Origin of the sequence: Leptolyngbya sp. AN10, assembly GCF_050565645.1 — a bacterium.
GTDB lineage: Bacteria > Cyanobacteriota > Cyanobacteriia > Leptolyngbyales > Leptolyngbyaceae > Leptolyngbya.
This window is the reverse complement of record NZ_JBNXVP010000021.1, coordinates 100,720-126,696: the sequence shown is the minus strand read 5'-3', so window position 1 is coordinate 126,696 and position 25,977 is coordinate 100,720. Positions and strand designations below refer to the sequence as shown.

23 protein-coding genes and 1 other RNA gene are annotated in these 25,977 nt (G+C 46.8%); 7 read left to right on the top strand and 17 right to left on the bottom strand.

All coding sequences use genetic code 11. The annotated features are described in order from the left end of the window. Positions 1–121: 121 nt before the first annotated feature. Both ACQ4M5_RS26300 and ACQ4M5_RS26295 read right to left on the bottom strand, forming a co-directional pair. Entirely contained in the window at positions 122–1,117 is a 996-nt protein-coding gene (locus ACQ4M5_RS26300) for an NACHT domain-containing protein (protein WP_430678694.1), read from the bottom strand. A gap of 2 nt (positions 1,118–1,119) precedes the next feature. Beyond that, positions 1,120–1,509, bottom strand: a complete 390-nt coding sequence (locus ACQ4M5_RS26295) for a hypothetical protein (RefSeq protein WP_430678693.1) — start codon at positions 1,507–1,509, stop codon at positions 1,120–1,122. Between the two features lie 49 nt (positions 1,510–1,558). Between ACQ4M5_RS26295 and ACQ4M5_RS26290 the strand changes: the two genes are divergently transcribed. Then, positions 1,559–1,999, top strand: coding sequence for a hypothetical protein (locus ACQ4M5_RS26290; protein WP_430678692.1), 441 nt, complete (start codon positions 1,559–1,561; stop codon positions 1,997–1,999). Between the two features lie 89 nt (positions 2,000–2,088). Here ACQ4M5_RS26290 and ACQ4M5_RS26285 read toward each other — a convergent pair whose 3' ends face one another. The 5 genes from ACQ4M5_RS26285 to ACQ4M5_RS26265 form a co-directional block, all read right to left on the bottom strand. Further along, positions 2,089–3,117 carry an S-layer homology domain-containing protein gene (locus ACQ4M5_RS26285; protein ID WP_430678690.1) on the bottom strand — a complete coding sequence of 343 codons (1,029 nt, stop codon included), beginning with the start codon at positions 3,115–3,117 and terminating at the stop codon, positions 2,089–2,091. A 95-nt stretch (positions 3,118–3,212) separates the two neighbouring features. Further along, positions 3,213–3,893, bottom strand: a complete 681-nt coding sequence (locus ACQ4M5_RS26280; protein WP_430678689.1) for a Coq4 family protein — start codon at positions 3,891–3,893, stop codon at positions 3,213–3,215. 276 nt (positions 3,894–4,169) lie between these two features. Continuing rightward, positions 4,170–4,511, bottom strand: a complete 342-nt coding sequence (locus ACQ4M5_RS26275) for an urease subunit beta (protein WP_430678688.1) — start codon at positions 4,509–4,511, stop codon at positions 4,170–4,172. A 12-nt stretch (positions 4,512–4,523) separates the two neighbouring features. Then, positions 4,524–4,826 carry an urease subunit gamma gene (gene ureA / locus ACQ4M5_RS26270; protein WP_430678687.1) on the bottom strand — a complete coding sequence of 101 codons (303 nt, stop codon included), beginning with the start codon at positions 4,824–4,826 and terminating at the stop codon, positions 4,524–4,526. Between the two features lie 73 nt (positions 4,827–4,899). Then, the gene (locus ACQ4M5_RS26265; protein ID WP_430678685.1) at positions 4,900–5,754 is read right to left on the bottom strand and encodes an urease accessory protein UreD; all 855 of its coding nucleotides are present in this window, start codon (positions 5,752–5,754) and stop codon (positions 4,900–4,902) included. Between the two features lie 156 nt (positions 5,755–5,910). Between ACQ4M5_RS26265 and ACQ4M5_RS26260 the strand changes: the two genes are divergently transcribed. Continuing rightward, positions 5,911–6,357, top strand: a complete 447-nt coding sequence (locus ACQ4M5_RS26260; protein WP_430678684.1) for a DUF2141 domain-containing protein — start codon at positions 5,911–5,913, stop codon at positions 6,355–6,357. 2 nt (positions 6,358–6,359) lie between these two features. Here the strand turns inward: ACQ4M5_RS26260 and arsS are convergent, their stop codons facing one another. The 4 genes from arsS to ACQ4M5_RS26240 form a co-directional block, all read right to left on the bottom strand. Further along, positions 6,360–7,391, bottom strand: a complete 1,032-nt coding sequence (arsS, locus tag ACQ4M5_RS26255; protein WP_430678683.1) for an arsenosugar biosynthesis radical SAM (seleno)protein ArsS — start codon at positions 7,389–7,391, stop codon at positions 6,360–6,362. Positions 7,392–7,594: 203 nt separating this feature from the next. Further along, positions 7,595–7,975: a response regulator gene (locus ACQ4M5_RS26250; RefSeq protein ID WP_430678682.1), complete on the bottom strand. Its 381-nt coding sequence runs from the start codon at positions 7,973–7,975 to the stop codon at positions 7,595–7,597. A gap of 100 nt (positions 7,976–8,075) precedes the next feature. Beyond that, positions 8,076–9,737 (bottom strand): ShlB/FhaC/HecB family hemolysin secretion/activation protein, encoded by a 1,662-nt coding sequence (locus ACQ4M5_RS26245; RefSeq protein ID WP_430678681.1) that lies wholly within the window; start codon positions 9,735–9,737, stop codon positions 8,076–8,078. 105 nt (positions 9,738–9,842) lie between these two features. Beyond that, on the bottom strand, positions 9,843–10,796 hold the full coding sequence (locus tag ACQ4M5_RS26240; RefSeq protein WP_430678679.1) for an aldo/keto reductase: 954 nt from the start codon (positions 10,794–10,796) through the stop codon (positions 9,843–9,845). Between the two features lie 76 nt (positions 10,797–10,872). Here ACQ4M5_RS26240 and glyS point away from each other — a divergent pair, with 76 nt between their 5' ends. Continuing rightward, positions 10,873–13,047, top strand: coding sequence for a glycine--tRNA ligase subunit beta (gene glyS, locus ACQ4M5_RS26235; protein WP_430678678.1), 2,175 nt, complete (start codon positions 10,873–10,875; stop codon positions 13,045–13,047). On the opposite strand, the gene ACQ4M5_RS26230 is transcribed toward glyS, so the two are convergent. Then, positions 13,044–13,718 (bottom strand): carbonic anhydrase, encoded by a 675-nt coding sequence (locus tag ACQ4M5_RS26230; protein ID WP_430678677.1) that lies wholly within the window; start codon positions 13,716–13,718, stop codon positions 13,044–13,046. The two genes, glyS and ACQ4M5_RS26230, sit on opposite strands and share 4 nt — an antisense overlap. A gap of 139 nt (positions 13,719–13,857) precedes the next feature. Continuing rightward, positions 13,858–15,195, bottom strand: a complete 1,338-nt coding sequence (locus ACQ4M5_RS26225; protein WP_430678676.1) for a sensor histidine kinase — start codon at positions 15,193–15,195, stop codon at positions 13,858–13,860. Positions 15,196–15,277: 82 nt separating this feature from the next. Between ACQ4M5_RS26225 and ACQ4M5_RS26220 the strand changes: the two genes are divergently transcribed. The 4 genes from ACQ4M5_RS26220 to ACQ4M5_RS26205 all read left to right on the top strand — a co-directional run bounded on the left by ACQ4M5_RS26220 (position 15,278) and on the right by ACQ4M5_RS26205 (position 20,954). Further along, a complete protein-coding gene (locus ACQ4M5_RS26220) occupies positions 15,278–16,891 on the top strand; it encodes a cyclic peptide export ABC transporter (protein WP_430678675.1) in 1,614 nt (537 codons plus the stop codon). A gap of 146 nt (positions 16,892–17,037) precedes the next feature. Then, a complete protein-coding gene (locus ACQ4M5_RS26215) occupies positions 17,038–19,599 on the top strand; it encodes a GAF domain-containing protein (RefSeq protein WP_430678674.1) in 2,562 nt (853 codons plus the stop codon). A gap of 239 nt (positions 19,600–19,838) precedes the next feature. Continuing rightward, the gene (locus ACQ4M5_RS26210; protein ID WP_430678673.1) at positions 19,839–20,018 is read left to right on the top strand and encodes a hypothetical protein; all 180 of its coding nucleotides are present in this window, start codon (positions 19,839–19,841) and stop codon (positions 20,016–20,018) included. A 246-nt stretch (positions 20,019–20,264) separates the two neighbouring features. Then, entirely contained in the window at positions 20,265–20,954 is a 690-nt protein-coding gene (locus ACQ4M5_RS26205) for a pentapeptide repeat-containing protein (protein WP_430678672.1), read from the top strand. A 37-nt stretch (positions 20,955–20,991) separates the two neighbouring features. On the opposite strand, the gene ACQ4M5_RS26200 is transcribed toward ACQ4M5_RS26205, so the two are convergent. The 4 genes from ACQ4M5_RS26200 to ACQ4M5_RS26185 form a co-directional block, all read right to left on the bottom strand. Next, positions 20,992–22,275: a M16 family metallopeptidase gene (locus ACQ4M5_RS26200; protein WP_430678671.1), complete on the bottom strand. Its 1,284-nt coding sequence runs from the start codon at positions 22,273–22,275 to the stop codon at positions 20,992–20,994. A 29-nt stretch (positions 22,276–22,304) separates the two neighbouring features. Then, complete coding sequence (locus ACQ4M5_RS26195; RefSeq protein WP_430678670.1) at positions 22,305–23,651, bottom strand: M16 family metallopeptidase; 1,347 nt, start codon at positions 23,649–23,651, stop codon at positions 22,305–22,307. A 308-nt stretch (positions 23,652–23,959) separates the two neighbouring features. Then, a non-coding RNA gene (ssrS, locus tag ACQ4M5_RS26190) (6S RNA) lies at positions 23,960–24,145 on the bottom strand. Between the two features lie 255 nt (positions 24,146–24,400). Continuing rightward, on the bottom strand, positions 24,401–25,903 hold the full coding sequence (locus tag ACQ4M5_RS26185; RefSeq protein WP_430678669.1) for a hypothetical protein: 1,503 nt from the start codon (positions 25,901–25,903) through the stop codon (positions 24,401–24,403). Positions 25,904–25,977 lie beyond the last annotated feature (74 nt).

The following is a 25,977-nucleotide window of genomic DNA, read 5'->3' as shown; positions in this document are numbered from 1 at the left end:
CAACTGCATAAGATTGCTTTGGTGTAGGAACTTGAGCATCTCACAATTTGCCCCGCCCAAGCTATTCTTGTCTCACATAAGACTCTCGATAAACTAATCGTTTCAGGACTTTTCTACATCACTAAGCAATGTAGGTTTGACGACTAATAGGTCTATGTAACATTCGTTCAACATAGGCATCTAGCAAAAACTTAACTCGTTCCTCGGTAGTCCTAAGCGTATGCCAGCACTCTGCAAGTTCGTCTCGATAAGCCACTAACGTAATACTTAACAATAAAGGCTGTCGCACCAGATCCAACAGTGTCGCATCTGCCTCTAGAACTTGCCAGAGCGAAGCACGATCGACTTCATGCAAATAGCTTTCAATCTGCCGATCGTTCAATTCTTGTAAATAAATTGCTCCATTCAAATTGAGTTTTTCGGGATACAGTTCATACTCCTCACGCCGACTGCACACGATGATCGATCGCGGTTGTGTCTCACTGCTTATCCATTGATTCATTGCCTTCACACAAGCAGGCTGAAGATCCGATCGCACTTCATCCAAGCCATCCAGCAAAGGCAGCATCTTTTTATCTTCAAACCACTTCGCCCCAAGCTTTGAGCCAATCCCTTGGGTTGTCAATTGCGCGATCGCCCAATCTTTGATGCTTTGATTCGGATCTTTCCAAGAGGACAAATTGAGCAAAAACGGCATCGGCTCATTGGGATCGTCGATCGCTTTTTTCACCAAAGCTCTCGCAAGCTCTAGTAACGTTGTGGTTTTCCCGGCTCCAGGTTTTCCCAAAATCAACAACTTGCCTGCAATTTCGGTTCGCTCAAACACCTGCAAAATCGCTGTTTCCGGCGAAATCGTCTCGGTGATTTGCCCACTTTTGATCTCCATATCCCAGAGACGATGTACCTGTTCCGGTTGCGCCTCTTTGTGAAGCTGGATCAGGATTTGCTTGTGCAGCGAAGTTTGTAACCGACCTTCGACTTCATTTGAGAAGTATTTAAGCCAGTCCATTTCTCGCTTAGGGCGATTTCTCGTGCCAGGTTTGAGAATATTGACAGTGCCAGAATTATTCTCAACATTGATTTGATCATCGCCCTGATTGTTGTACTGCCGCGCCATTCCTATGATCCACCGATGCGAGGATTGCCCGTGATGTTCTCGATATTAATCTGATCCCGTCCGTAGTTGTTATATTGCCGCTCCGCTGTATTCTGCACATTCGTAATTTCTTGGGCAAGCTGTTGGAGTGACTGAGCAAAGGTCGGATCTTCCATCTCATCATCGAGATACACCGACAGTTTATTTAACGCTTCAGATGATCCCTCGTCCTCGATTTTAGCGATCGCCGTTTCTGCTTTCTGATTCCCCGCAAACCGCTTTTTGATAAAGGCTCGTAATGGCTCGATCGTGGCATCGATCGTCTTTTCCGCGATCTTTCCCATTCCCGCCTTCACAAACTCACCAAAAGCAAGCGTCGCAATTCCCGCCGCAGTCAATGTCACAGGTTCCATAAGCTTTCGTTCCGTAATTACATTCCTTGTAGCTTATTCTTCCGATTCTGTGTGCCAGTTTCCGAATAACTACAGAAACAGTTTAAATTGCGGTAACAAAAAGCGCGATCGTCGTTTCTCTTCCTCTGATCACGGTATCCACTTCGTCCGTCATGGTATCCGCGCTGCTTTTCACCATGAACAGTCTCGCGTTATCCGTGAAAACCGCAACCGATACCGTCAACGTTCAATCATTCGTCGTAAGCGTTTAGCCATTCACGGTGAACGCCGCAATTTTCACCGTGAACTTACTCGCCTTCGCCACATCGCTGCGGAAACTCCTGAGAGTCGATCGCCAATCTTCTTCAAAACATCACAGTCTTTTGCGCGATTCACTCAGCCAGATTGCAACACCCAGCGGACAGACTTGAAATGGCAGGCGGCACTCGGAAAAGCGATCGGGTTCGCAAACGTGCTGAAACTCGAACCAAGAACAGCACAAGGAAGCTAGTTCAAGCAGTGAGCAGCTAACAATACAAGACAACCAGGAGCAGTCACGCGCACTACTCCTGGTTGAACAATTTTTCAAGCTTAGAACAACTATTTCACAGTCTGGACAACGTTCGGCGCTTTCACGACATACTGTGAAGCGGGAACATCTTGGCTCAATGCAGGGATCTTGCCTTGATTCACCATCGCTTGATGCACGATCGCAGCAACTTCTCCACGAGTCGCAGGGCGTTGTGGATTGAGTTCGCGGATATTAGGATGATTAACCACTACGTTCGATCGAGTCGTCGCTTCGACTGCCCAATTTGCGTATTGAGGAATGCGATCGGCATCCGTATAGAACTCTGTTAACTGTAGCGATCGAGCTTCTGGTGTTTGAGGAGTATTTGTTTTTGCGGCAGCGGTAGTTTGAGGGGCGGCAGGTTGTTGCTGTGGCTGAATCGGAAGGGCAGCAGCAGCTTGACGAACTGGGGTTACAAAGGGTTGGAGCAATGCTAAACTCGCCAGCGGTAACATCATTCTGCGACGGGGTTGACGAGTCGGTTGTGCGGTAGCTTGAGTGTTCTGCGGTTGTGCGGCAGCTTGGTTATTTGGAGCTTGAGTGGTTGGAGCCGCAGCCGCTTGAGTGTTCGCAGGGACTTTGGAATTGAGACTTAACGTTTGAGCTAAAGAAGATAACGCTTCGACTCTCGTGACAGGTTGCTGAGGTCGGAAATATCCACCCGGATAACCGCTCATAAATCCAGCTTCGTAAGCTTCCTTAATTGCGGGAGCCGCCCAATAGCCTTGGGGAACATCTTGATACTCGCTTCCGCTACTGATTCGACGTTCTGCGGGTTGATCAAAAGCGGCTCTTAACATTGCAGCGAATTCATCTCGATCGACCGTTTCTTCTGGGCGAAATGTGCCATCGGGATAGCCTTTAACCACGTTGCGTTCTGCGAGTGCAGCAATAAAGGGTTGCGCCCAATAGTTTTGCGTATCTGGAAAGTTTGTGTTTGCGTTTTGTGCCCGACTGGGATTGGAGAGTGCAGAGAAAAGGGCGACAGAACTGGCGGTGATGCCAACAGCGAGTAAGGTAGCATTTCGCATCAAGCCGTTGTTTTTCAAATTAATCATACTATTTCTCTAGAGAGTCTCTATCTTTGCAACATCGTGTTCATAGTAGTGAGTGCTGCAAATGATTTTCTCTGTCGCCTGATAGAGAATCACTCTCAAGGAACATAAACGGGCATCGGTTCGATTCCAAGCTGCGATCGCCATTCTGCAAGCGGTTTATCCCAGTGTTCTTCCCAGCGTTGGGCAAGAAGAGATTGTGCTTTGGCTCCCATGCGATACCCGGAAGCGATTCGATCGAGCAATCGATCCAATTGTTCAGGCTGGTTTAACATCGTGCTGACAAATGCACCCGCAATCAGGATTCCAGCTAAGGGGCGACGAGTTTGAGCAAGTTCAAAGGCTTTAAGTCCAATCTCACCCGGAACATCCACACTCATTCCAGTAACGACGTGCCAAATATCGTGTGTTTGACGCAATCGGAAGAGTACGCAAGTTTCATCGTCAACTACTTCGATTTTGCGGTAGAAACCGGGATCAAAGCCAGATGAGGAAATGTATTGAGCAAAGGCGTATCCGAGAGAATTTGCTGGACAGGACATCAGTTTGGCGAGATCGGGGACGGGTGCAGAATAGCGATCGCTGACCAGTTCTGCAACTCCTGGATCTTTCAGCATGTATTTCACCGATGCTGCCATTGTTTGCGGATGCGATCGTAGTAAGGCATCCTCGACATCGTAAATCGATTCTGTTTGGGTTGGATCTTTGATTAAACCGAGAATCGATTTCAGTGTGTTTAAATAATCTAAATTCAGCCGACGCAAATCTTTAATGTTCATTGCTTTTAGAGTTCATCTAAACGTCATGCCCACCATAGTCGATCTGAGAGGGTGTTTGAGAAGTCATCGTTCATCGCATTCACCCGCCCGGAAATGAATCTCCGGGCTAATCGCGGGAAGCCCACTCAACTGGGCTAAGAACTCCGAATTGCGCTCCCAGCCCGCTTCAGCGGGGTTTCCTCCATTAGCCCGGAGATTCATTTCCGGGCGAACTCGCAACGCAGCAAAGCCGCTTTTTATACTTTTCAAACACCCTCTGAATTTTGAGTGCGTTATTTATTTCGATTTCTTTTTACCTTTTTTCGGTTTTTCATCTAACGCGCCTTCGGTTTTGGCATTAAATCCGTAGACTTGGCGCGATCCCGCTAGAGCGACTAAGGTGACTTCTCGATCGTCTCCCGGTTCAAAGCGTACAGCGGTTCCAGCAGGAATGTCTAATCTCATTCCACGGGCGCGATCGCGATCGAATTCCAAAGCCGCATTCACTTCAAAGAAATGGAAATGTGAGCCGACTTGAATCGGTCGATCGCCTCGATTTGCCACTTGTAGTGTTACAGTATCGCGTCCGACATTCAGTTCGATTTCACCGTCTTCGATAAACATTTCACCTGGAATCATTGTGCGGTTCTCCTATCGAATCGGGTTGTGAACGGTGACTAACTTCGTTCCATCTGGAAAAGTTGCTTCAACTTGAACTTCGTGAATCATCTCAGAAATCCCGTCCATCACATCTTCTTGAGTCAGCAGCGTCGTTCCAAAATTCATCAACTCTGCAACGGTTTGCCCATCTCTTGCCCCTTCAAGAATTGCCGCAGAAATATATGCGATCGCTTCTGGATAGTTCAGTTTTAAGCCTCTCGCTTTGCGACGTTCTGCGACTAAAGCAGCCGTAAAAATGAGTAGCTTATCCTTTTCCTGCGGCGTGAGTTGCATCGAAATTCCCCTAGTCGAATCGGGATTATTTTCGCAGCTTTCTCGATGATTCCGGTGCGGTTTTACAATTTGTTCAGAGTTGCCAAACACGCGGAATGCAGATCGGGCGATTCGAGATTGATCTCACCATGCTCCAAACTGCAATCAACCAGCGTCGCGCCTCCGTACTCGAATGCCCTCGATAGCGGCACAATAACCCCAACGGCAAGCGCGTCACTCCAATCTCTCCAGAAGTTCCTGTCCACAACGATCGAGCCTTTTCCACGCATTCAGAATCAACCGATTTGCCAATCCAAGCAAAACTTGCAACAATCGGACAACCTGCTAAACCATGCGGACTGTTAAAGGTTGCTTCACTTCCCGGCAGCCATTGCCTGTCGATCCAAATCGGCTTTCCAGATTGCCAAACTTCCGTCTGCGATCGCCAATTTCCTTCAATAAATCGTTCTCCTCTTGCGCTCCGTCCGAATCGAGTCATGTCCCAGCCGATCCACTCTGCACCGGGCGCGAGATTAATCTTCATTTCCTGTCGAAACGAGGCTTGATTGAACACGATCGCATCCAATGGCAACCATTCCAAACAAGCCCCGTCTGCGATATCGATCTGAATCGCCTGACGAGCTTCGCGCCCATTCGTGCGATAGATCTTACTTGCTGCCGGAGTCGTAATCAGCGCTTGACTATCAGCGGCAAGGCGGAACTCGAAGGATAAGCGATCGCCGCCTACGATTCCGCCCGCCGTGTGCATAACCACACAGTGACAAACCTCGCCGCCCTCCGGATAGAAAGGGCGCTGCACCTTGAGGGGAGCCTGTCCCTGATTTCGAGTGAGATGAGTCACACCACGTCGATTTTCAAAATCTAAGCGCAGGGTTCCATGCCAATCGTTGGGGGACAAATCAGAAGCGACAGGACGAGGTAAGTTCACGGAATAGAGCGGCTAAAAGACATTCTCTTTAGCTTCCATGAACAATAACACAAACGCCAAAAATCTTCAGGTGCTTTTCAGATTTGCTTCAAGATGTACAATACTCTGGCAGCAGATTACAAAATGTTAAATTCCGATTCCTAGAGGAGTTCGATCGTGCAAAAGACGATGTTTGCGATCCTGATCGCGCTGGCAGGCTTGACGATTCCAACGATCACTCAGGCAAATACGCGCGGAAATCTGAGAATTGTAGTGGATGGGATTCGACAGCAGCAAGGACAAGTCTGCGTTAGCTTGTTTGCTGGGAGTCAAGGATTTCCAGACCGAGGCGATCGAGCCGTTCGCGCTCAATGTGTTCCAGTCGGCAAAGAGCGCACAGCAGTCGCGTTTCAGAATATTGCCGTTGGAAATTATGCGATCGCGGTTTATCACGATCGCAATGGAAACGGCAAGCTCGATCGAAATTTCTTAGGAATTCCGAGGGAAGGATTTGGATTTTCGCGTAATCCGGTGGTTCGGACTCGTGCCCCAAGATTTAATGAAGCATCCGTGTTTGTGGCAGGTACAGAAACTACGGCTCAGATCCAATTACAGTTTTTCTAAATTCACTCCGCTAATGCACCGCCACAAGAGCTACCTGTGCCAGCGGTGCATCCAAAACAATGCCGACCCGTGACAATCGATCGAGCTTTCAATTTCTCTAAATCAAACTCCCGAATGTGCGGTGCTTCACACTTGAGATCTAGCATTTGATTAAAGTCGCAATCATACAAATATCCATCCCAAGAGATAGATAAAGTATTGCGACACATCAAGCCGTTAATCGTTCCGGGATTAAAGGAGTTTACTAATAGTTCCATGTAGCTTTGCAGATTGCCAGTCGATTCCAACCATTCGAGAAATCGCGAGATTGGCATATTGTTGAGCGTAATTAATCGATCGAAGCTCACTCCCTGATATTTCATTAATCCTGCTTTCCATTCCTGCTCTAATTTGGCTTGTCCACTAGCAAGAAAAGCGCCGACCGGATTGCTCATGAGCGTTAATTGTCGATCGACATTTCCAACGCCATATCCCGCTTTGTTGAGTCGCTTCAGAGCCTCGATCGATTTCTCAAACGTACCATCTCCTCTCTGAGCATCCGTATTTCGCTGACGATAATGTGGCAACGAACAAACGACTTCTACGTTCCGTTCTGCTAACCATTCGGGCAAATCTTCCATCGTGGGCAGCAATAGAACCGTGAGATTACAGCGATCGATGACGTGCTTTCCACGTGCAACGCATTGATCAACTAAGTATCGAAAATTTGGATTTAATTCTGGTGCGCCGCCTGTGAGATCGACGGTGTGAGCATTCGTTTGATCCAATGCTTTGAGACAGAGATCGATCGTTTCGCGACTCATGATCTCTTTGCGATCGGGGCTTGCATCGACGTGACAATGCCGACAAGTCATATTACACAGCTTGCCAACATTGATTTGAAAGATTTCGAGTTCAGCCGGGTTTAGCGTATCCCAACCGTGAGCCGATAAGCGATCGGAGAAATTGCCATTGTTGAGCGGCAAGTTTTCTAAAAGGGATTGTTGATAGTCACTGGAAGCAAGAGGCGATCGACGTTTTAGCAACGAAGTCATAGAAAAATTCGATAGGCGAACTATAGCAGTAGAAGTTTAGATTAGGACATCCTCGGAGTCGCCCCCAAACCCCCAATTCTGGGGGCTTAAGAGTCTTTCTCCCCCAAACTTGGGGGCTGGGGGGCTTTCTAGAAGTGTCCTAACTAAAATAAGTACGGCTATAAATCAAGCCTAATCGATGAATTGATTTTTTGTTTCCCTTGCTAAGTTGTTGCACTTGATCGAGAAAGCAAATACTGAATCGCGCTCAACATTTCTGAAGGAGGACAAGGCTTGGTCATGTAAGCATCTGCGCCTTGTTTCATGCCCCAATATCGATCGAAGTCTTCACCTTTGATCGAACACATCATCACTGGAATACTTTGGCTACGCGGATCGCTCTTAATCCAGCGACACAGTTCATACCCATTCATCCGAGGCATCACGACATCGGTGATCACCAAATCTGGCGGATGCTTCTGAATCACAGAAATCGCGTCAACGCCATCATTAGCAACCGCAACATCAAAGCCACGATGCCGTAATTCGGTTGAAATGAGTTCTCGGACAACAGCACTGTCATCAACGACCAAGACCCAACTCATAGCGATTTCCTATCTTCAATCTGGTATTTACCCTTACATTTCAATTATTCATCGATAACAATCGGGTTTCAGAGAGAAATCCATGAAGAAACGATGAACTTTAGAAGCTATATCCCACGCTGAAATAGAAAGCTTGATCTTGAGCGTTGTTACCTCGATCGCTTAATCTCGTGAACGGAATTGCATAATCCGCTCGTAAAAATAGTCCCGGCATGGGTTCTAAAATTATTCCAAGTCCGCCGCCCGCTAAGAATCGTTGATCAGGCAGTAAGTTAGGATTGTTCGATCGATTCCAAACCGTTCCAAAATCGATGAATGGTGCAAATTGCAGCACAGGTGCGCCGGTTTGAGTACGCTGAACCGTGATGCGATCCTCGATCGAGAACCGAAACCCGTTATCGCCCGATCGAGCATTCTGCCGATAGCCTCTCAGCAATTGTCCACCTCCAATCACAAATTGCTGTGATGGAAACAAACTATCCGGTGTCAGTTGCAAATCGGCTTGAACAATCAGCAAATGATCGGCTCCCAATCGTTGAACTCGTTGAAGCTGTCCCGACCAACTGAAAAAGCGACCGTCCGGAATCGGAGCATCATTCGTTGTCGCATTGAACAGATTTAAGCCGAAACTGAACTGCGATCGAGCCACCCAAGCCCCTTGAGGATCACGCCGCACATAGTCCTGACCGAATTTGAGAATGCGAGTACGAGTCTTGCCATCAATGTCTGCACCAATGCCAAACGGAAAGGGTGTGTCTTGGAATAAAAAGGTTTGACCGTTTTGAAAAGCAAATGCGATCGACAATGCGAACTCTTCACGCGGTGTTCGCACCAAGGGCTGTCGATAGCTCAATTCATACAAATCCGTTTCACTGCGAATTCCAAATGCAGCAAAGTCTGATTGAATAATTTCGCTGCGACTTGGTGAAACTCTCAATTGCACAGTTCCATTTAGTGCATTGACAGGAATTCGATAGTTAAAATCAAACGAATTTGAGCCACCTTGAACTGAGCGATAGTACGAGCCACTAAGTTCATCGCCTAGTCCAGTAAGGTTTCGATAGCTCAGAACTGTTCCAATTCGCTCTGAACCCACACTAGGCGGAGATAAGTTATCTGCACCGACAAAACCACTCAATTGCTTTGCTTCTCGAACTTTGATGGTAAGAATACTTTGCCCGACTCCACTTCCCGCTTTTAGACTGGCTTCTACAGATTCAAACAATGGATCAGCTTTTAACAGTTTTAACTGATCTTCTAAGCTATCTTTGTTCAGTGGAGCGGAAGTCCCAAGTTGAATACGATCGCGAACATAGCTCTCTCGTAATCGCTGCAATCCCTCAATTTCAATTTGCTCGATCGAGCCTTCGATCGCTCGAATTTGCACGACACCATCCATAATTGCTTGATCAACTAAGACAGCTCTAGAAGTGATGTAACCGCGATTGAGATAAAGCTGAGTGATAGACTCTGCGACCGTCCGAAGCTGATCTAAAGTAACAGACTGACCTTCGATCGACTGTGTAATCTTTTGAAGATCAGCAGGTTTCAGTACCGTATTGCTAATTACTTCAATTTTGCGAACCGGAATCTCGATGGTTGAAGGAGTCCGTGACTCAGAAAGAATTGATTGCAGAACGCGATCGACCTGTGTTCCAATTCCGTCATTTGCTGGAGTGCTTTGAGCCTGAACCGCTTCGATACTCAAGCACAAGATGAAAAACGCGGAGGTAGTCTGAACTATCTTTTTACCAGACTTCATACAGGGGAACACAGGAGAGATAACGTCCTCTGTATTCCCCAAATGCAACTTAGAAGCGCGATCGAGAAATTCGACTTTCGGTTAGTTTTTTCAACTGCAAGATTTTTATCGATACGATCGCGTTAATAAATCAAGTTGCGTCACTTCTTCGGGATCAAGCGACCATCCGATCGCGCCTGCATTTTGTTTTGCTTGACTTGCATTTTTCGCGCCCGGAATCGGAATCACGTTGCCCTGAGCAATCAACCAATTCAATGCCACTTGAGCCGCAGTTTTATCGTGCTTTGCGCCAATTTCGGTTAATCGATCGATCAAAGGCATCAACTTCTCTAATCCCTGCCGACTGAATTTCGGATCAAGCTTACGTGCTCCGGTCACAGAATCCGCATTTTCTGGCTTATATTTTCCAGTCAGCAATCCTTGAGCCAATGGACTGTAAGCAAGAATTGTTACGCCTAATTCTTTTGCAGTTTCTAAAATTCCATTCGATTCAATTTCGCGATTAATCAACGCATATCGTACTTGATTCACCGCTAACGGAACGCCCTTCGCTGCCAAATATCCTTGAGCTTCGCGCATTTGATCAGCAGAATAGTTACTTACGCCGATCGAGCCAATTCGTCCTTGTTTAACTTCTTCTGCAAGGGCTTCCATTAGCGTTTTCTTGCCCATAAAAAAGTCGAACGGCATGTGGACTTGATACAGTGCAACCGACTTCACGCCTAAGCGATCGAGACTATGTGTGACCGCATCATGAACGGATTGAGCGCTAAATCGCCACGGAAGCGGCATATATTTGGTTGCAATTTGAACAGGCTGATTCGTTTGCCTCATGAACTGCCCTAAGAATTGCTCAGACTTGCCCAATCCATAGATTTCAGCCGTATCAAAGAACGTTACACCCGACTCGATCGCGTTTTCAAATGCCTGTTTCAGATCCGCCTCGTCATACTCTTTCCCAAAACTCCAGAAAAACGAATCGCCCCAAGCCCAAGTCCCAATACAGAGAGGCGGAACGGTTAAATCGGTTCTGCCCAACGAAATCGTTTCAGTCACCACGAGAATTCACCTTGCAACATTTCTTTAAGTTTAGCGATCGCGCCCCGCTCTGACATCCCTATCGCAAGGTAGACTAATGAAATTGACTTTTTACGATCGCCCTCTTGTTATGCCGTCATTTTTACTTGAAGTTGGAACTGAAGAACTCCCTGCAAGCTTTGTCGATGAGGCATTGTCCCAATGGCGATCGCGCATTCCTAAACAGCTTGCCGAGCTAAATTTGGCATTGGATTCGATCAAGTTTTACGGCACTCCAAGACGGTTAGCGATCGTCGTTCAAGGTTTACCCGCGCAACAACCGGATCAAGACGAAGAAGTGAAAGGTCCGCCCGCGCAAGCTGCTTTCAAAGATGGCAAACCGACGAAAGCTGCTGAGGGATTTGCACAGAAACAAGGAGTCTCGATCGACGATTTTGAGATTCGTCCAACCGAGAAAGGCGAATTCATTTTCGTCAAGAAAACGATCAAAGGTCGATCGATTTCGGAAATTCTCACCGAATTGATTCCACAATGGATCACACAACTGGAAGGAAAACGCTTCATGCGTTGGGGTGACGGCGATCTAAAGTTTTCTCGTCCGATTCGCTGGCTTGTAACATTGCTGGACGAAACTGTTTTACCGATCGAGATTACAAGCAATTCGACTCACTACAAGAGCGATCGTATTTCTTGGGGTCATCGAGTTCTGCATCCCGATTCGATTTCGATTCCGAATCCAGAATCTTATGTGTCAGCGTTGAAATCTGCATTTGTCGAAGTGAATTCCAACGATCGGCAAATCTTGATCAAACAACAAGCGGAAGAAGCTGCAAAACAAATCAATGGTGTTGCCATTATTGATCCTGCTCTACTCCGCGAAGTTACAAACTTAGTTGAATATCCTTCGGCTGTTGTCGGTAAGTTCGATGCAGAATTCTTAGAGCTTCCTGCTGAAGTGATTACCACCGAAATGGAAAGTCATCAGCGTTATTTCCCTGTTCGTAAATCGGATAGTTCTGAATTGCTGCCGTACTTCATTACTGCATCGAATGGTGATCCAAAGAAAGCAGACATCATTGCATCAGGAAATGAACGGGTGATCCGAGCACGATTATCTGATGGAAAATTCTTCTTTGATGCCGATCGCAAAGTTCCTCTCGAAGCTTATCTGCCAAAACTCGAAACAGTCACTTTCCAAGCTGATCTTGGCTCAGTCAGATCAAAAGTTGATCGCATTATTGGAATTGCGGCTCAACTTTGCACACAGTTGAATGTCAGTGATCGAGCTTCAGTTGAACAAGCCGCACTACTTTGCAAAGCTGATCTCGTTACTCAAATGGTTGGCGAATTCCCAGAGCTTCAAGGCGTGATGGGACAAAAATATGCACTTGCCTGTGGTGAATCCGAAACGGTTGCAACTGCTATCTATGAACATTACTTGCCGCGTGGTGCAGGTGATGATTTACCGAAAACCTTAGCAGGGCAGATTGTCGGAATTAGCGATCGCTTAGATACTTTAGTCTGCATTTTTGGCTTAGGATTGATTCCCTCTGGTTCCTCTGATCCCTTTGCACTCAGACGGGCAGCAACCGCGATCGTCAACATTACTTGGGCAGCTAATCTACAACTTGATCTCAATCAACTTCTAGAACAGACTGTTTCGAGCTTCAGTGCGAACTATGCACAAGTTCAGAAATTAGCAGCACCCGATTTGCTTAAACAGCTAAAAGACTTCTTCTTGCAGCGCGTTGAAACATTGCTAAAAGATGAACGCTCTATTGATTATGATTTAGTTAATGCTGTCTTGGGTGAGAACGATCCAGACTATACAGCGAGAGCTTTGCAGAACTTGTTGAATGTACGCGATCGAGCAGAATTTCTCAAAACCATTCGCAACGATCAACGCCTTGCAACTATCTATGAAACTGTGAATCGTGCCTCTCGCCTAGCTGTTCAAGGAAGCTTAGATAAACAACAACTTGATCCTGTTCCAGTGATTCGCCCTGAACTGTTCGAGAAGAACTCAGAGAAAGCGTTCTTTGCTGCGCTTCAACAATTAAATCAAACGATGCAAGGACAAGCGGACTACACCAAGCTAGTCGAAGCTCTAAGCCAAATTGCACCAACTGTTAGTGCTTTCTTTGATGGTGAAGACAGTGTGTTAGTGATGGATTCTAACCCTGAGATCAAGCAAAACCGACTCAATCTCTTAGGCGTATTGCGAAATCATGCAAGAGTACTAGCGGATTTTGGAGCAATCGTGAAAAGCTAACTCACCATTGTTGTAATCAGTGGATCGGGAACGGGGAACGATCGCTTTTCCATCAGCATGAAGCATCGTTTCGCGGCATTGAACGCAAACACAGTTCCCGTTTCGATCTCGTACATCCAAGCATGAAGATTAAGCTGTCCGCCGTGGAGCTTTGATCGAATAGCAGGATAGGTTTCTAAGTTCTCGATTTGAGTGAGGACATTTTGTTCGATCGCAATTTTCAGCAAGCGATCCGGATCAAGTCCTGCATAGTTATCTTGCACCACTCGTCGAGTCGCTTCCCCATGTCGCTTTAGCCAGTCATACACTGCGGGCATTTGTTCCGCCAATGTTCCAATTTGCAGCAATCCTTTCATGGCTCCACAGTGGGAATGACCACAAACAATGATGTCTTTGATTCCCAAAGCCTGTACTGCATATTCAATGCCTGCTGATTCTGCGCTACTTGCAGCCCCATACGATGGAATGATATTGCCCACATTCCGCATCACGAACAATTCACCGGGTTGAGCTTGAGTGATCAGACAGGGATCGATCCGGGAATCGGAACAAGTAATAAACAACACATCAGGCGATTGTCCACCAGAAAGCCGTTCAAATAATTCGCGGTGATCGTTGAAGTAATTCGTGTGAAATGAGTTTACGCCTTGAACAAGTCCGGTTAACGACATGATTCTGTCCCTGGATGTGGTGAACGATAGAGCCAACTCAGGATTAACAATCGATTCTATTCTTCCGTTTCTACAAGGTTAATGTAACACTTTCCGAATTTTTGTAAAGAAATTCTCTTCCGCCAAATTTCGTATTTCTCTAGTTCAACGGCAGTAGAATCTCGAACACGGTTCCACGCGAATCGGAGTCGATATTGGAATAGACGCGGAATTTGCCGCTGTGTCTTCCGGTCACGATTCGATAACTCATGGCAAGACTGGTTTCGCGAACCAAATCCGTTGAGAAGGCTTGCATTAATTGATTCTGAGTCTCGATCGACATTTCCGTATTATTATCCGCAATCTGAATCGAGACCCAGCGCTTTCCTGTTCCATCGATCGAGCAAACTTCAGTCGCGATCGTAATTTTCGGAGCCTCGCATGATCGAATTTCTGAACGCGCCGCTTGACTCAATAGAGAATCAATCGATCGGTTCAAAATATTCATAAAGACCTGACTCAATTGGCTGATAAAACAAGGCACAGGCGGTAAATGCCCGTAGTTTTTCACCACTTGAATCTCGCTCGAAAGGCGACTTTTCAATAGCAACAAGACCGAATCTAAGCATTCGTGCAAATTTGCCGGACGCGGATAAACTTCATCAATATGGCAGAAATTTTGCAGACTATTTGCCAATCGAGATAAGCGTTCGGCTCCCGTTCTAATACTGTCGAGGGTTTTGGGCAAATCTTCGCGGATGTAATCGAACTCGATCGCATCTTTCAAATCCGTAACTTTTTGCGGCTCTTGCACGATGCACTTTTCATACACATGGATAATCTCAAGCAAACTCCTGCTATATTCCGCAATGTGGCTCAAATTTCCCCAGATAAAACTCACCGGATCAAGAATTTCATGAGACACACCATCGACGAGCCGCCCTAGGCTTGCCATCTTTTCGGTCTGAACCATTTGAAGTTGGAGCCGTTCCACTCTCACCTGAGTCTCAATCCCGCGCAGTTGCCAATAAGCAATATTCAACTCATGCGGATCGAGAATTCGGTATTGATCCGAATCGATCTGGACGACGATCGGATCACTCAACCGCTCAAAGGGACGACGTAATGCCTGTTGTGCGGCACTGAGAATCGGAGTATTACCGCTGAGAATTAAGGGAGAAGTTCGATCGTAGCTGTACAAAATCCGCAGCGGTTTATCGAGAAATAAGTCAATTCCATACGGACGTAGCAAATATTCAAGCAACCGATGGCGCGGCAACATCCCCAAAAATCGTCCCTGTTCTTTCAAGATCACTCCCGGAAGTAGCGAATACTGCTCAAAGATTTGGGCAATTTCCGTTCCCAAAACGTCCAACTCTGCCGCAAAATCATACAGAGGCAAATCTTTTAGAGTCGATTCAAGCTGAATCGATTGCGCGTTTCCGCTGCTCAAAACGGGGATGCTTAGTTGCGATCGAGACTCAGATTTTGTAAACACAAGGGCAGTCGTCCAGGTTACTTGCTGAATCTACACTGCCCAAATTTGCGTCTATCTTACCAGACACCACCTGTACCCTGATATGCAATTGATTTCTTTCCTGCTCCGCTCGTCCCGCAAACTCGTCGCGATCGCTATTTTCACAGGTTTCTTAAGCGGGATTAGCAGCGCCGGATTGATTGCACTAATCAGTCGAGGATTGGGCAATCCAAATTCAGCGATCGGACAAATTGCAGGAGCATTCATTGGGCTTGCAGTGCTATCACTCGTCACCAGTGTGATTTCTCAAGTCGTCCTGATTCGCCTTGCTCAAGATGCTGTGTTTAACTTGCGATTACAGTTGAGCCGACAGATTCTCTCTTCTGAGTTGCGCCATCTAGAACAGCTTGGAAATGCTCGGATGATGGCAACTTTAACTGAAGATGTGCAAGCTGTCGCGAATGCGGTTTCTTCATTTCCATTTCTCTGCATTGATTTAGCAACGGTTGTCGGTTGCTTTATCTATATTGGATCGCTGTCTTGGATCGTGTTTGCGATGGTGATGGGCTTGTTTGTGTTTGCATTCTCGACCTGTCAATGGATGCTAAATCAAGCTCGTCGGCGAATGGTCTATGCGCGGGAAGATCAAGATAGTTTGTTCCGACATTTTCGATCGATTACCGATGGCATCAAGGAAATGAAACTGCACTATCCGCGTCGTCAGGTGTTTTTGACTCAAGAACTAGAAACGACATCAGCATCCTATCGTCGTCATAACGTGGATGCGCTGATTCTTTTTGCTGCGGCTGGAAGTTGGGGAAAGCTAATTTTCTTTTTTGCGATCGGCTTTGTGTTGTTCGCGCTGCCGAATCTACTCTCAATTCCGCTCGAAACCCTGTCAGGCTATGTTCTAACCTTCACTTATTTGATGTTGCCATTAGATAAATTAGTGTTAAAGCTCCCGATTCTCAGTCAGGCAAGTGTTTCACTACAAAAGATCGAAACCTTGGGACTATCTTTACAAAGTCGTGCAGAAGCTTCGAGCCTTCCCAATAACATTCACCAAAATTGGCAAAGTATTGAGCTTCGTCATGTTGCTCACAGCTATCATCAATCCGAAGATACGCAGTTCACACTCGGTGAAATCAATCTCACACTGAATGCAGGCGAAATTGTGTTTATTGTGGGTGGTAATGGAAGTGGTAAATCGACACTTGCAAAGCTACTCACTGGATTGTACGCACCTGAATCGGGGACACTCACACTCGATGGAACTCGGATCACAGATGCCAACCGAGAATGGTATCGACAGCACTTTTCGACTGTGTTTGCAGACTTTTATTTATTCGATCGCTTACTCGGACTAGATGCAACTGACCAAGACGCATTCAACTATCTGCACCAATTACAGCTAGACCACAAAGTTAAAATCAAAGATGGTCAGTTCTCAACAACTGAACTATCACAAGGACAAAGAAAGCGATTAGCATTGTTAACCGCGTATCTTGAAGATCGTCCGATCTATCTATTCGATGAATGGGCATCGGATCAAGATCCAACCTTCCGGGAATTGTTCTACACCGAGTTTTTGCCGAAATTGAAGCACCGGGGCAAAACGGTTTGGGTAATCAGCCACGATGATCATTATTTTCAATACAGCGATCGCGTGATCAAACTCGACTATGGGCGAATTGAATTCGATCGCTTAACACGCTAGACCCACCTTTCAAGAAAACTTCATCACAACCGCATCAAATCTTCAGCTTTGGGGAATCCTGAAAGTACGTTTTTTACTGTGCTTTTGCGTCGGTTTACAGCCGATCGACCTGGTTATAAGTCCTCTTAACTGAACTTGATGCCGATATGACTTCTCTCTCCTCGCATCTGCCCGACCCGCCCCAAACGATTACCCTCAATGCTAAACCCTCTTCAAATCTCGCAGTTGCATCCAATCATGCACTCGCGACCAAGGGCAAGTTCTCCTCGTTTCTCGCGCCGCTGACCCAGGAGAAATTTAAAGAAGTCGTTCACGAAGTCGAACACAAGCTCAAAATCGTAAATCAAACTCTATCGATGCTCGATATGCAAGGGTTTGACACGATCTTGGAGGAGATGCTGAACTCGATTACAGCAAAAACTGGAGAGTTACTGAATGCCGATCGCACAACAATCTATCTCCTAGACGAAGAGAAGAACGAACTCTATACGACTGTCACCGAGGGATCAGGACGCTCGATCGAGATTCGCTTTCCAGCGGATCAAGGGATCGCTGGAGAAGTCGCGACTTTCAAGCGTCCGGTTAACATTCCCTACGATTTTTTCAATGATCCTCGATCGACTCAAGCCAAAATCCAGTTCAACAAGACAGGCTATCGCACGTATACGATGCTGACAATGCCTCTGTTGAATGACGAAGGCGACTTAGTTGCAGTGGTGCAATTAATTAATAAACTTCAGCCAAGGTGTGATCGATCTCTTCCCCTCAATGAACGGATCGCGATCGAAGGCTTCACTCTCCAAGACGAAGAACTATTCCGAGAATTTGCGCCCTCGATCCGATTAATTCTGGAATCTTCTCGATCGTTCTACATTGCCACTCAGAAACAACGAGCAGCAAACGCCCTGATCAAAGCAACTCAATCCTTAAGCCAAAGCAGTTTGGATCTGGACGACACGCTGAAGCGGGTAATGGATGAAGCAAAGAAGCTGATGAATGCCGATCGCAGTACGCTTTGGTTGATCGATCGCGATCGCAATGAGATCTGGACTCGGATTTCAACCGCAGAAGGCACGATGAAAGAATTGCGTTTACCGATCGGAGTCGGATTCGCGGGACAGGTTGCGGCTTCTGGAGAAGTGATTAATATTTCATTTGATCTCTACGAACAAGAAGGAGCCGAAACCGCCAAAAAAACCGATCAAGCGAACGGCTATCGAACCTGTAGCTTGCTGTGTATGCCTGTTCGGAACGCAGATGGGGAACTCATTGGTGTAACTCAGTTAGTCAATAAAACCAAGCAAGGTGATTTTCCGCCTTATGATCCCCAAGATTTTCCCCAAGCTCCCGAACGCTGGAGAGCGAGTTTCAACCGCAGCGATCAAGAATTCATGGAAACCTTCAACATTCAGGCTGGGGTTGCCCTTCAGAATGCGCGATTGTTTGAAACCGTGAAGCAACAAGAACAAATGCAGCGCGATATTTTACGATCGCTGACCAATGGCGTAATTTCGACCGATAAAGAAGGCAATATTATCGCTGCGAATGAAAGCGCGAAAAAGCTACTGGGACTGAGCGAAGAAGATGCGATCGAAGGTCATCCAATTACTCAATTAATCAAGCTCGAAAAAGGCAGCTTTTATAACTGGTTTAACCAAGCGATTACTGCTCGTAACCGCGAACAGTACTATCCCGATCAAACGCTGCAACCGATTCGCGGCGAAGAGCAACATAGTATTAACTTATCGATTAATACGATCGCAGATGCGAATGATAGTCACCGGGTATCCGGAGCGCTGATCGTGATGGATGATATCAGCGACGAAAAGCGGCTCAAGAGTACGATGTACCGCTACATGACTCAGGAATTGGCAGAACAGCTACTTGAAAATCCGGATGCCGCGAAAATGGGTGGCGATCGCAAAGATGTTTCCGTTCTGTTCTCGGACATTCGCAGCTATACGACCTTGACTGAAACACTCAAAGCTGAAGAAGTCGTCGAAATGCTGAATCAGTATTTTGAATCAATGGTCGAAGCGGTATTCATGCACAAAGGTATTCTCGATAAATATATTGGGGATGCAATCATGGCAGTGTTTGGATCACCGTTGCCGTTAGATGATCACGAATGGATGGCAGTTCAAACGGCGCTAGAAATGCGGCATCGACTAGCGGCATTTAATCAAGCGCGATCGAGTCGGAATGAAAAAACGATCGCGATCGGAATCGGGATTAATTCAGATACCGTAATCAGCGGAAATATTGGATGCAGTAAGCGGATGGAATTTACTGCGATCGGGGATGGAGTCAATCTGGGTTCTCGGCTTGAAGGTGCAAGCAAGCTCTACGGGACTGACATTGTGATGAGCGAAAGTACGTATCGACCTTGTGCCGATCGAATTTGGGCGCGGGAACTCGATTTTATTAAAGTCAAAGGCAAAAACAAGCCCGTCGCGGTTTACGAACTTGTGGGACTGCGATCGAACAAAATCCCGGATGAGAAAAAGCGCGTGATCGAACATTATCACAACGCTCGCCAGCATTATTTGAATCGAAAATTTGCTTTTGCGGTCGCAGAATTCGCCACCGTTCTCGAAATTGATCACACTGACAAAGCCGCCTCTTTACACATGGAGCGCTGCCAACACTGGTTAAGAACACCTCCGCCAGACCATTGGGACGGATCTTGGTCGCTGACTGAAAAGTAAACTTCACATCGAGATTAAAATTTCATATAACCGACGCGCACTCGGAACGACGATGCTATCCTTGGGCAAGGAATCAGCAGGGTACATATTTCCAGATACCACTACCCGATTAGGGGTGCGACTTTACCATTGCACAGGCTATAGTGGAACTATCGGAAGTATGACTTTCATACTGTCAATGACTCAATTGAGCCTCATTGACCGACATTCAATTTGTAGTTTTTCACCCCAGTCTTATCATGTCCTCTTCTAACCACAACGGTCAAGCTGCGACTGCCATCCACAACGAGCAGTTACCGGAAGGATCGATCGATTTGGCAAAACTCGAAACGCTGATCTCGAAAAATCTCAGCCCGAACAAAAAAGCCGTGATCGAGCGACTGGTAAGACTGTATCAACAAAACAACAGCGATCGCTAAATCGCTCTATGCCTTTAGAGTGAGTCTTGTCAAAAACAAGACAAGTTTGCCTTGCCAGTATACTACAATGTAGTTCCTAGCTCCTGGACGGGTTTGGGGTTGTCGTTAAACGAACTGAGACAGACAACCCTCTGCAAAATCATCATCGGTTTTTCTGACGATTTGCGAAATGCGTCAGAGCCGTTTTGTATTCCTAACTGTGCAGCGTCCTGTGTCCCCACCTGGTCTCAGTTAGGCAAGGCAAATATGATGACCAAAGATCAAACTCTTCAAACTCTCCTAGACTTAATCGAACAAGTCAAGACCGCTGATACCGACGACTTCTTTGCACTCGCAAATATCGCTGGACTGAATCCGCTTCGGGACTTTTCAGAATCCAATCTGACAGGCATCGATCTGCGATCGAAAAACATGGCAAAAGCAGATCTGATCGAAGCCACCTTGATTGGAGCCAGTTTGATCAGTGCCGATTTCACCGAAGCACGACTGATCAGCAGCAATTTGACTCATGCAAACCTGACTGATGCCACGCTGACCGGAGCTACCTTAATTAATGCCAATCTCTCAAGTGCGGTCTTGGTGAATGCAACTGTCGATAGTGCAAACCTCACAGGAGCCATCTTGACCGATGCGAAATTGAGCTATGCCGATGTTCGTCGATCGATCCTCACAAGCGCCGATTTGAACGGTACGAAACTGAGCGAAACGAATTTGAGCTATACCAACCTAAAACGCGCCCATCTGATCAATGCCGACTTGAGTGGTGCAAGTCTCTGTGGTGCAGATTTAACGGGCGCAGATTTGAGAGGTGCGATTCTGTCTGACACTGATTTTGCGGGTGCGAACGTTGAAAGAACACGCTTCAATGAGCCTCGCTGGTTTTCAAGAGAAGCGAAGCGGGATCTGACTCAACGAGGCGCAATTTTTGAAGTCTAAAAGATGCAAGGGGAGACGGGATTGCGTCTCCTTTTTTCTATTCGTGCTCGATCGCGTCCGCAGGTCCCAACAAAGAAATATACGGTTCGCCAAAATATCGACAAGCGATTTCTTGAGCGGTTTCGGCTGCGACTTGAGCGATCGCGTCCTGAAATTGCGTATCGAATTCGACTCCTAATCCAAGCGTTTCATACCATCCGAAGATTTGTGCCAGTTGCGAATTTGTTTGTTTTCCAAGCGCGTATTGTCCGAGGAGTTTGTTTTTCGCGGTTTGGATTTCTTCTTGGCTCAAAGGTGCGGCACACAGACGATCGACTTCGGTTTTCAAGCCCGAAAGCGCGATCGAGGTATTGCTCGGAGCCGTTCCCATGTAAGTGACAAAATAAGACGTATCTAATCGAGTCGGATAAAACGCTGAGACTTCATAAGCTAATCCCCGTTTTTCTCGCAATTCCACAAACAAACGACTCGATAATCCATTTCCCAAATAAGTATTTAGTAATTTGAGTACTGCATAATCTTCCATCGAATTCGATTGAATCGAGGGAGCGTGATAGCCGAGAATGACGATCGATTGCTGGGTATCTTGTGGAACTGCACTTCGGATCGGATTCGGAGTGACGATCGGTAAATCTAACTCAACTCGCGGCGTAAGTGGCGCTTTCCAATCTCCTAAAACTTCCTCAACTTGCGATACGGCTTGCTCTGGAGTAATTCGACCCGCAATGCTAATCGTCAAATTATCCGGGCGAAAATGAGTTTTATAGTAAGTTTGCAAATCTTCGCGAGTTAATTTCTCAACGGTTTCGATCGTTCCCAATCCTGAGAGCGCGTAAGGATGCTGACCGTACATTGCCTGACGTAAGCGATCGAGTGCCACTGTAAACGGCTGTTCTTGCTGTGATCGAATTGCTTGAAGTGTCAAACGGCGTTCTAGCTCAACTTCGGATTCTGGAAAAGTTGCCGATCGTAAAAGTTCCCCTGCCAACATCAGCATTTCAGGGAAATCCGCCGAAACTGTTTTCAAGCTGACTAAGAAGTAATCCGATGCCGCATCCGTACTGACACTTGCCCCGATCGATTCCACTCGTTCTGCAATTTCCAGCGACGAATGCCGTTCCGTTCCCTTTGTCATCACCGCTGCAACCAGATGTGACAGACCCGCTTTATCGTATGGCTCCCAGCGAGTTCCAGCTTTGAAAAAGAGACGTGCAGCAATAATATCCGCAGATGGATTTTCAGTCACTAGCACTGTGATGCCATTGTTCAACACAGTCCGATGAATCTTTCGATTTTGGGGCGAGGCAATTGAAGAGGTCACGATCGTTCTTAAAAATACATCTGTTGATTCTAGCAATCTGGCTTCACCACGATCGCGGCGTAGTGATACGGCGAAAGATAATGACTGGCTAAATCCCGCAAGTCTTCGGTCGTGAAAGACTGAATCCAATGAGGATATGCGATCGCAGCTTCAATTTCTGCCAGCGAATGATAATAGCCGTATAGCCCTGCAAGCTGTCCCGGAGTCTCGGTTGAGAAAGCGTAATCGTTACAAAGTAATCGTTTTGCTCGATCGAGTTCTGCCTGAGAAATCGGAGTCGTCATTAAATGAGAAAGGCGATCGCAGATTAAAGCCTCGACTCGTTCTAGATCTTTTGGATCAAGCCAAGCGGCGATCGTAAATAAGCTCGAATCACGTTGAAGTGAGAAACTACAGTCGATCGCTTGGACAATTTGCCGTTCTTCACGAAATTCCTGAACAAAGCGAGAAGTCCTCCCAGAAGCAAGAACGGCTGAGAGCAAATCAAGTCCGCAAGCAGATTTGATCGGATCTTGTTGATTCGATCGCTCCACTCGTTGCCAAGGCAATAACTCTTCTTCGTTTTGCCAGATCAAGGGTTCAACTCCTGGAGCGATCCAAGCCATTAATAATCGGGCTTGTTCGAGTCTCGGAAGGTACACTTCTTCGCGGCGAATACTGGTAATTGGCGGTTCTGCTTCGGCTTCATGACGTACACAGGAACCGGGATTAGGAAACTTACCAAACGCTTTCTCTACCTGAAGTTTTGCCTGATCAAGATCGACATCACCTGCAATAACAACCGTCATATTTTCTGGCTGATAATGAGCACGATGGAACGATCGCATTTCGTCAGCCGATCGTGGCATCAAACTCTCTTCGGTCCCCAAAATCGGTCGCCCGTAAGGATGCCGCTGATAAACTAATTCCGAAAGAAACTGAAACGCGATCGAATCGGGATCATCATACGTTTGCGAAATTTCTTCCAGAACAACATCCCGTTCCCGATCAAATTCCTCGTCGGGGATCGCTGCATTCAACAGTAACTCGCTCAAATAAGGCAGCGTTTCCGAAAAATCCTTCGATGCCGTGGTCATGTAGAAATGAGCGTAATCGTAACTTGTAGCAGCATTCGTCATTCCGCCCCGATTCTCGATCGCACTATCAAATTCGCCGGGTGCAATCTGGTGCGTTCCCTTGAAAATCATGTGTTCGAGGAAATGCGCCATCCCCATCCAGTCATCGGGTTCGACGATCGCGCCTGCATTCACCCAGACATCGATCGCGCTCACACCTGTCGCGGGAAGATGATGGTGAATCAGCGTCAAACCATTGTCTAATCGATGCACAGTCGCAGGGAGCGGGAAAGAAAGTTGGGGCGATCGATGAATATTCAAGGGATTAACTGAAAGACGAATGTGGGGGTAATTCTTGCAGAAAAATCGAATGTAATCCTGTTAACTTACAAGACAAAGATAAGTGTGACAGAATTAGCACGAGTAATTCATTGTTGTAATAATTTATCCTGGATTTCTTGCGCCAAAATGCAGAAATTAGGTGACTCGATCGAGAGATCTTTACTAAGTTCTTGATTGAAACATTCTCTACACAAAGCTTGCTCGGAAATTCGTTTCTACAATAATTATTAACACTCACTATTTTGGCAATAAAAATTCCCTCACTAAACTAGCAAGGGATCAAGAAGTAGGATACCGCAGCGCCGTCTTACCTCAGCTTTTGACCTGGTTAAAACCAGGTGGGTGTCGATAGTGGCGGATTTAAAGTTTCCGAGTACAAGCTCGGTCTACTGCCATCAGCCTTGTTGGACTCCCAGATTCAAAAAACATAGATCATAAAACATTGTTGGCAGTCACCAACGCCGCAGCAAATCCTTCAATCATTGTAGCGGTTCTATTTAGAGTTGGGAAGTTTTTGGAGAGTGCTTTAGTGTGTTGGTTTACCCGCTATCTCGCCCGGAAATGAATCTCCGGGCTAATTGAGGGAACCCCACTGAAGTGGGCTAACATCTTGTTCTGAGGGGGCTTCAGCCTCCTTTCTCCCATTAGCCCGGAGATTCATTTCCGGGCGGACTAGCAACGGAGTAAAGCTGCTTCTTATACTGCTCAAACATGCTCTTAGGTTAATTCTACAATCGCCTTGCCACACAGCCTTTCCGGTCTTGATCCGATCGAGGTTCCTGCCAAGAATAAGCAAAGTGACTCACCGAAGAAATTCTCGGTGAAAGAGATTTCAAGGCTTCCATTTGCACCTCAAGCGGCGGACGATTGCTAATCGGTTCTTGCCAAATTCCCGCCAAAACAGGTCTGACTTCAGTTCCTTGAGGAGCTTGCGCCAAGACTCGCTGAACTTGTTTCACCACACAATCCGCATTCCCACAAGTCGCATAAGACATCGGATGCCAGGAAATATTCTTGGGAAAACGATCCCAAGGCTGCAAGCGCGAATCAAAGCCCCGTCCGATCGCTTGATTGCCTTCTGGAAAAAATACGGCTCCCGCTGGTAATCCCGCCTGTTGCACCGGATAAATCGCGACGTTGAGAAAATCGACAACGCCTTGCATCGCATGAGCCACACTCAATCGCCATAAATCCGATTGCAGCACTCTCGCCCGTTGTCCAGCCGTTCCACGAGTGTCGATCGCACTCGGAATTCGTCCCTGCCACATCGGAACTTTCTCACGCGGAAACAGTTTATCGACTGCTGCGACATCATTGGCACTGATCGAACCCCGATCGATATACCGCTTAATCAATTCCCGTCCTTTATTATTCAATCCTCGATCGATGAGTGCCTTTCTCGATGCCTCTCCAAAGATCCATAGATCTTGAACGTTCGTTGCAACTGATCCTTTTCCCCGACTACGCGGATAGCGGATGTAATCGAACAACAGTCCATCCGGTCGGCGTTTTAAAACTTCCTTCACCATGCGGTAATAGTCCTGTTTCGCCGCCAAACTGTAGGGATCAATAAATGCTTCATCCGGGTTCAATGCGCCCAAATCCGTACTCAATCCCGCGATCGTATTGGCATTTAAGCTAGTCTGTCCGCGCCCATTCCGCAGGAGAGAAACCTGCTTTTCTGGCTTGTTCGCGTAGGTGTAGCCAAAATTCATGCTGAACATCCAGGCGTAAACTTTCAAACCGCGATCGCGTCCCTTCTGAATCACTTGAGCCAGCAGATCGACGTTGCTTGACTGAATTACCGATTGCCATGCGGTTGGATTATCATTTGCTGGCAGAAGCACCTGTCCGTTATAGAAAGTCTCGACATAAACTTCGTTGTAGCCGCGATCGACAATCCGATCCAACACTTCCTCGATCGCGCCTGGTCGCGCATCACACGCATACAGTCGTAGCCAAAGTCCCTGAGTTTTCAGCCAGTTTTGGTTCCGACATTGCCGCAATTGCTCCGAGTGTTGACGAATCAGAGTTTGATAATTTTGTTGCGCTTCCGCTCCACCCTTGAGCGCTTCACGACGGGCAGCATCCTTCTGGCGGATCATGTCCGAAGTTTGCTGGCAGTACGGAAGAAAATCTGCCTTTGCCACATTGCGCCACACGCCTTGAGCAATGAGACTGGCAGTCACGATCGCGAAAACGAAGCCATTCCGAAAAGAGATTACTCTCATACTTTCACATTGATGAACTCGACAGGTTCAGAGTCAGAGTTTAGCGCTCTTGTCCAAGGATCTGAACCGTGGAG

What these genes read in the sequence shown, in the direction of transcription:
- ACQ4M5_RS26300 (WP_430678694.1), bottom strand. Translation starts at nt 1,117, where the DNA reads ATGGCGCGGCAGTACAACAATCAGGGCGATGATCAAATCAATGTTGAG.
- ACQ4M5_RS26295 (WP_430678693.1), bottom strand. Translation starts at nt 1,509, where the DNA reads ATGGAACCTGTGACATTGACTGCGGCGGGAATTGCGACGCTTGCTTTT.
- ACQ4M5_RS26285 (WP_430678690.1), bottom strand. Translation starts at nt 3,117, where the DNA reads ATGATTAATTTGAAAAACAACGGCTTGATGCGAAATGCTACCTTACTC.
- ACQ4M5_RS26280 (WP_430678689.1), bottom strand. Translation starts at nt 3,893, where the DNA reads ATGAACATTAAAGATTTGCGTCGGCTGAATTTAGATTATTTAAACACA.
- ACQ4M5_RS26275 (WP_430678688.1), bottom strand. Translation starts at nt 4,511, where the DNA reads ATGATTCCAGGTGAAATGTTTATCGAAGACGGTGAAATCGAACTGAAT.
- ureA (WP_430678687.1), bottom strand. Translation starts at nt 4,826, where the DNA reads ATGCAACTCACGCCGCAGGAAAAGGATAAGCTACTCATTTTTACGGCT.
- arsS (WP_430678683.1), bottom strand. Translation starts at nt 7,391, where the DNA reads ATGACTTCGTTGCTAAAACGTCGATCGCCTCTTGCTTCCAGTGACTAT.
- ACQ4M5_RS26250 (WP_430678682.1), bottom strand. Translation starts at nt 7,975, where the DNA reads ATGAGTTGGGTCTTGGTCGTTGATGACAGTGCTGTTGTCCGAGAACTC.
- ACQ4M5_RS26245 (WP_430678681.1), bottom strand. Translation starts at nt 9,737, where the DNA reads ATGAAGTCTGGTAAAAAGATAGTTCAGACTACCTCCGCGTTTTTCATC.
- glyS (WP_430678678.1), top strand. Translation starts at nt 10,873, where the DNA reads ATGAAATTGACTTTTTACGATCGCCCTCTTGTTATGCCGTCATTTTTA.
- ACQ4M5_RS26230 (WP_430678677.1), bottom strand. Translation starts at nt 13,718, where the DNA reads ATGTCGTTAACCGGACTTGTTCAAGGCGTAAACTCATTTCACACGAAT.
- ACQ4M5_RS26220 (WP_430678675.1), top strand. Translation starts at nt 15,278, where the DNA reads ATGCAATTGATTTCTTTCCTGCTCCGCTCGTCCCGCAAACTCGTCGCG.
- ACQ4M5_RS26215 (WP_430678674.1), top strand. Translation starts at nt 17,038, where the DNA reads ATGACTTCTCTCTCCTCGCATCTGCCCGACCCGCCCCAAACGATTACC.
- ACQ4M5_RS26210 (WP_430678673.1), top strand. Translation starts at nt 19,839, where the DNA reads ATGTCCTCTTCTAACCACAACGGTCAAGCTGCGACTGCCATCCACAAC.
- ACQ4M5_RS26205 (WP_430678672.1), top strand. Translation starts at nt 20,265, where the DNA reads ATGATGACCAAAGATCAAACTCTTCAAACTCTCCTAGACTTAATCGAA.
- ACQ4M5_RS26185 (WP_430678669.1), bottom strand. Translation starts at nt 25,903, where the DNA reads ATGAGAGTAATCTCTTTTCGGAATGGCTTCGTTTTCGCGATCGTGACT.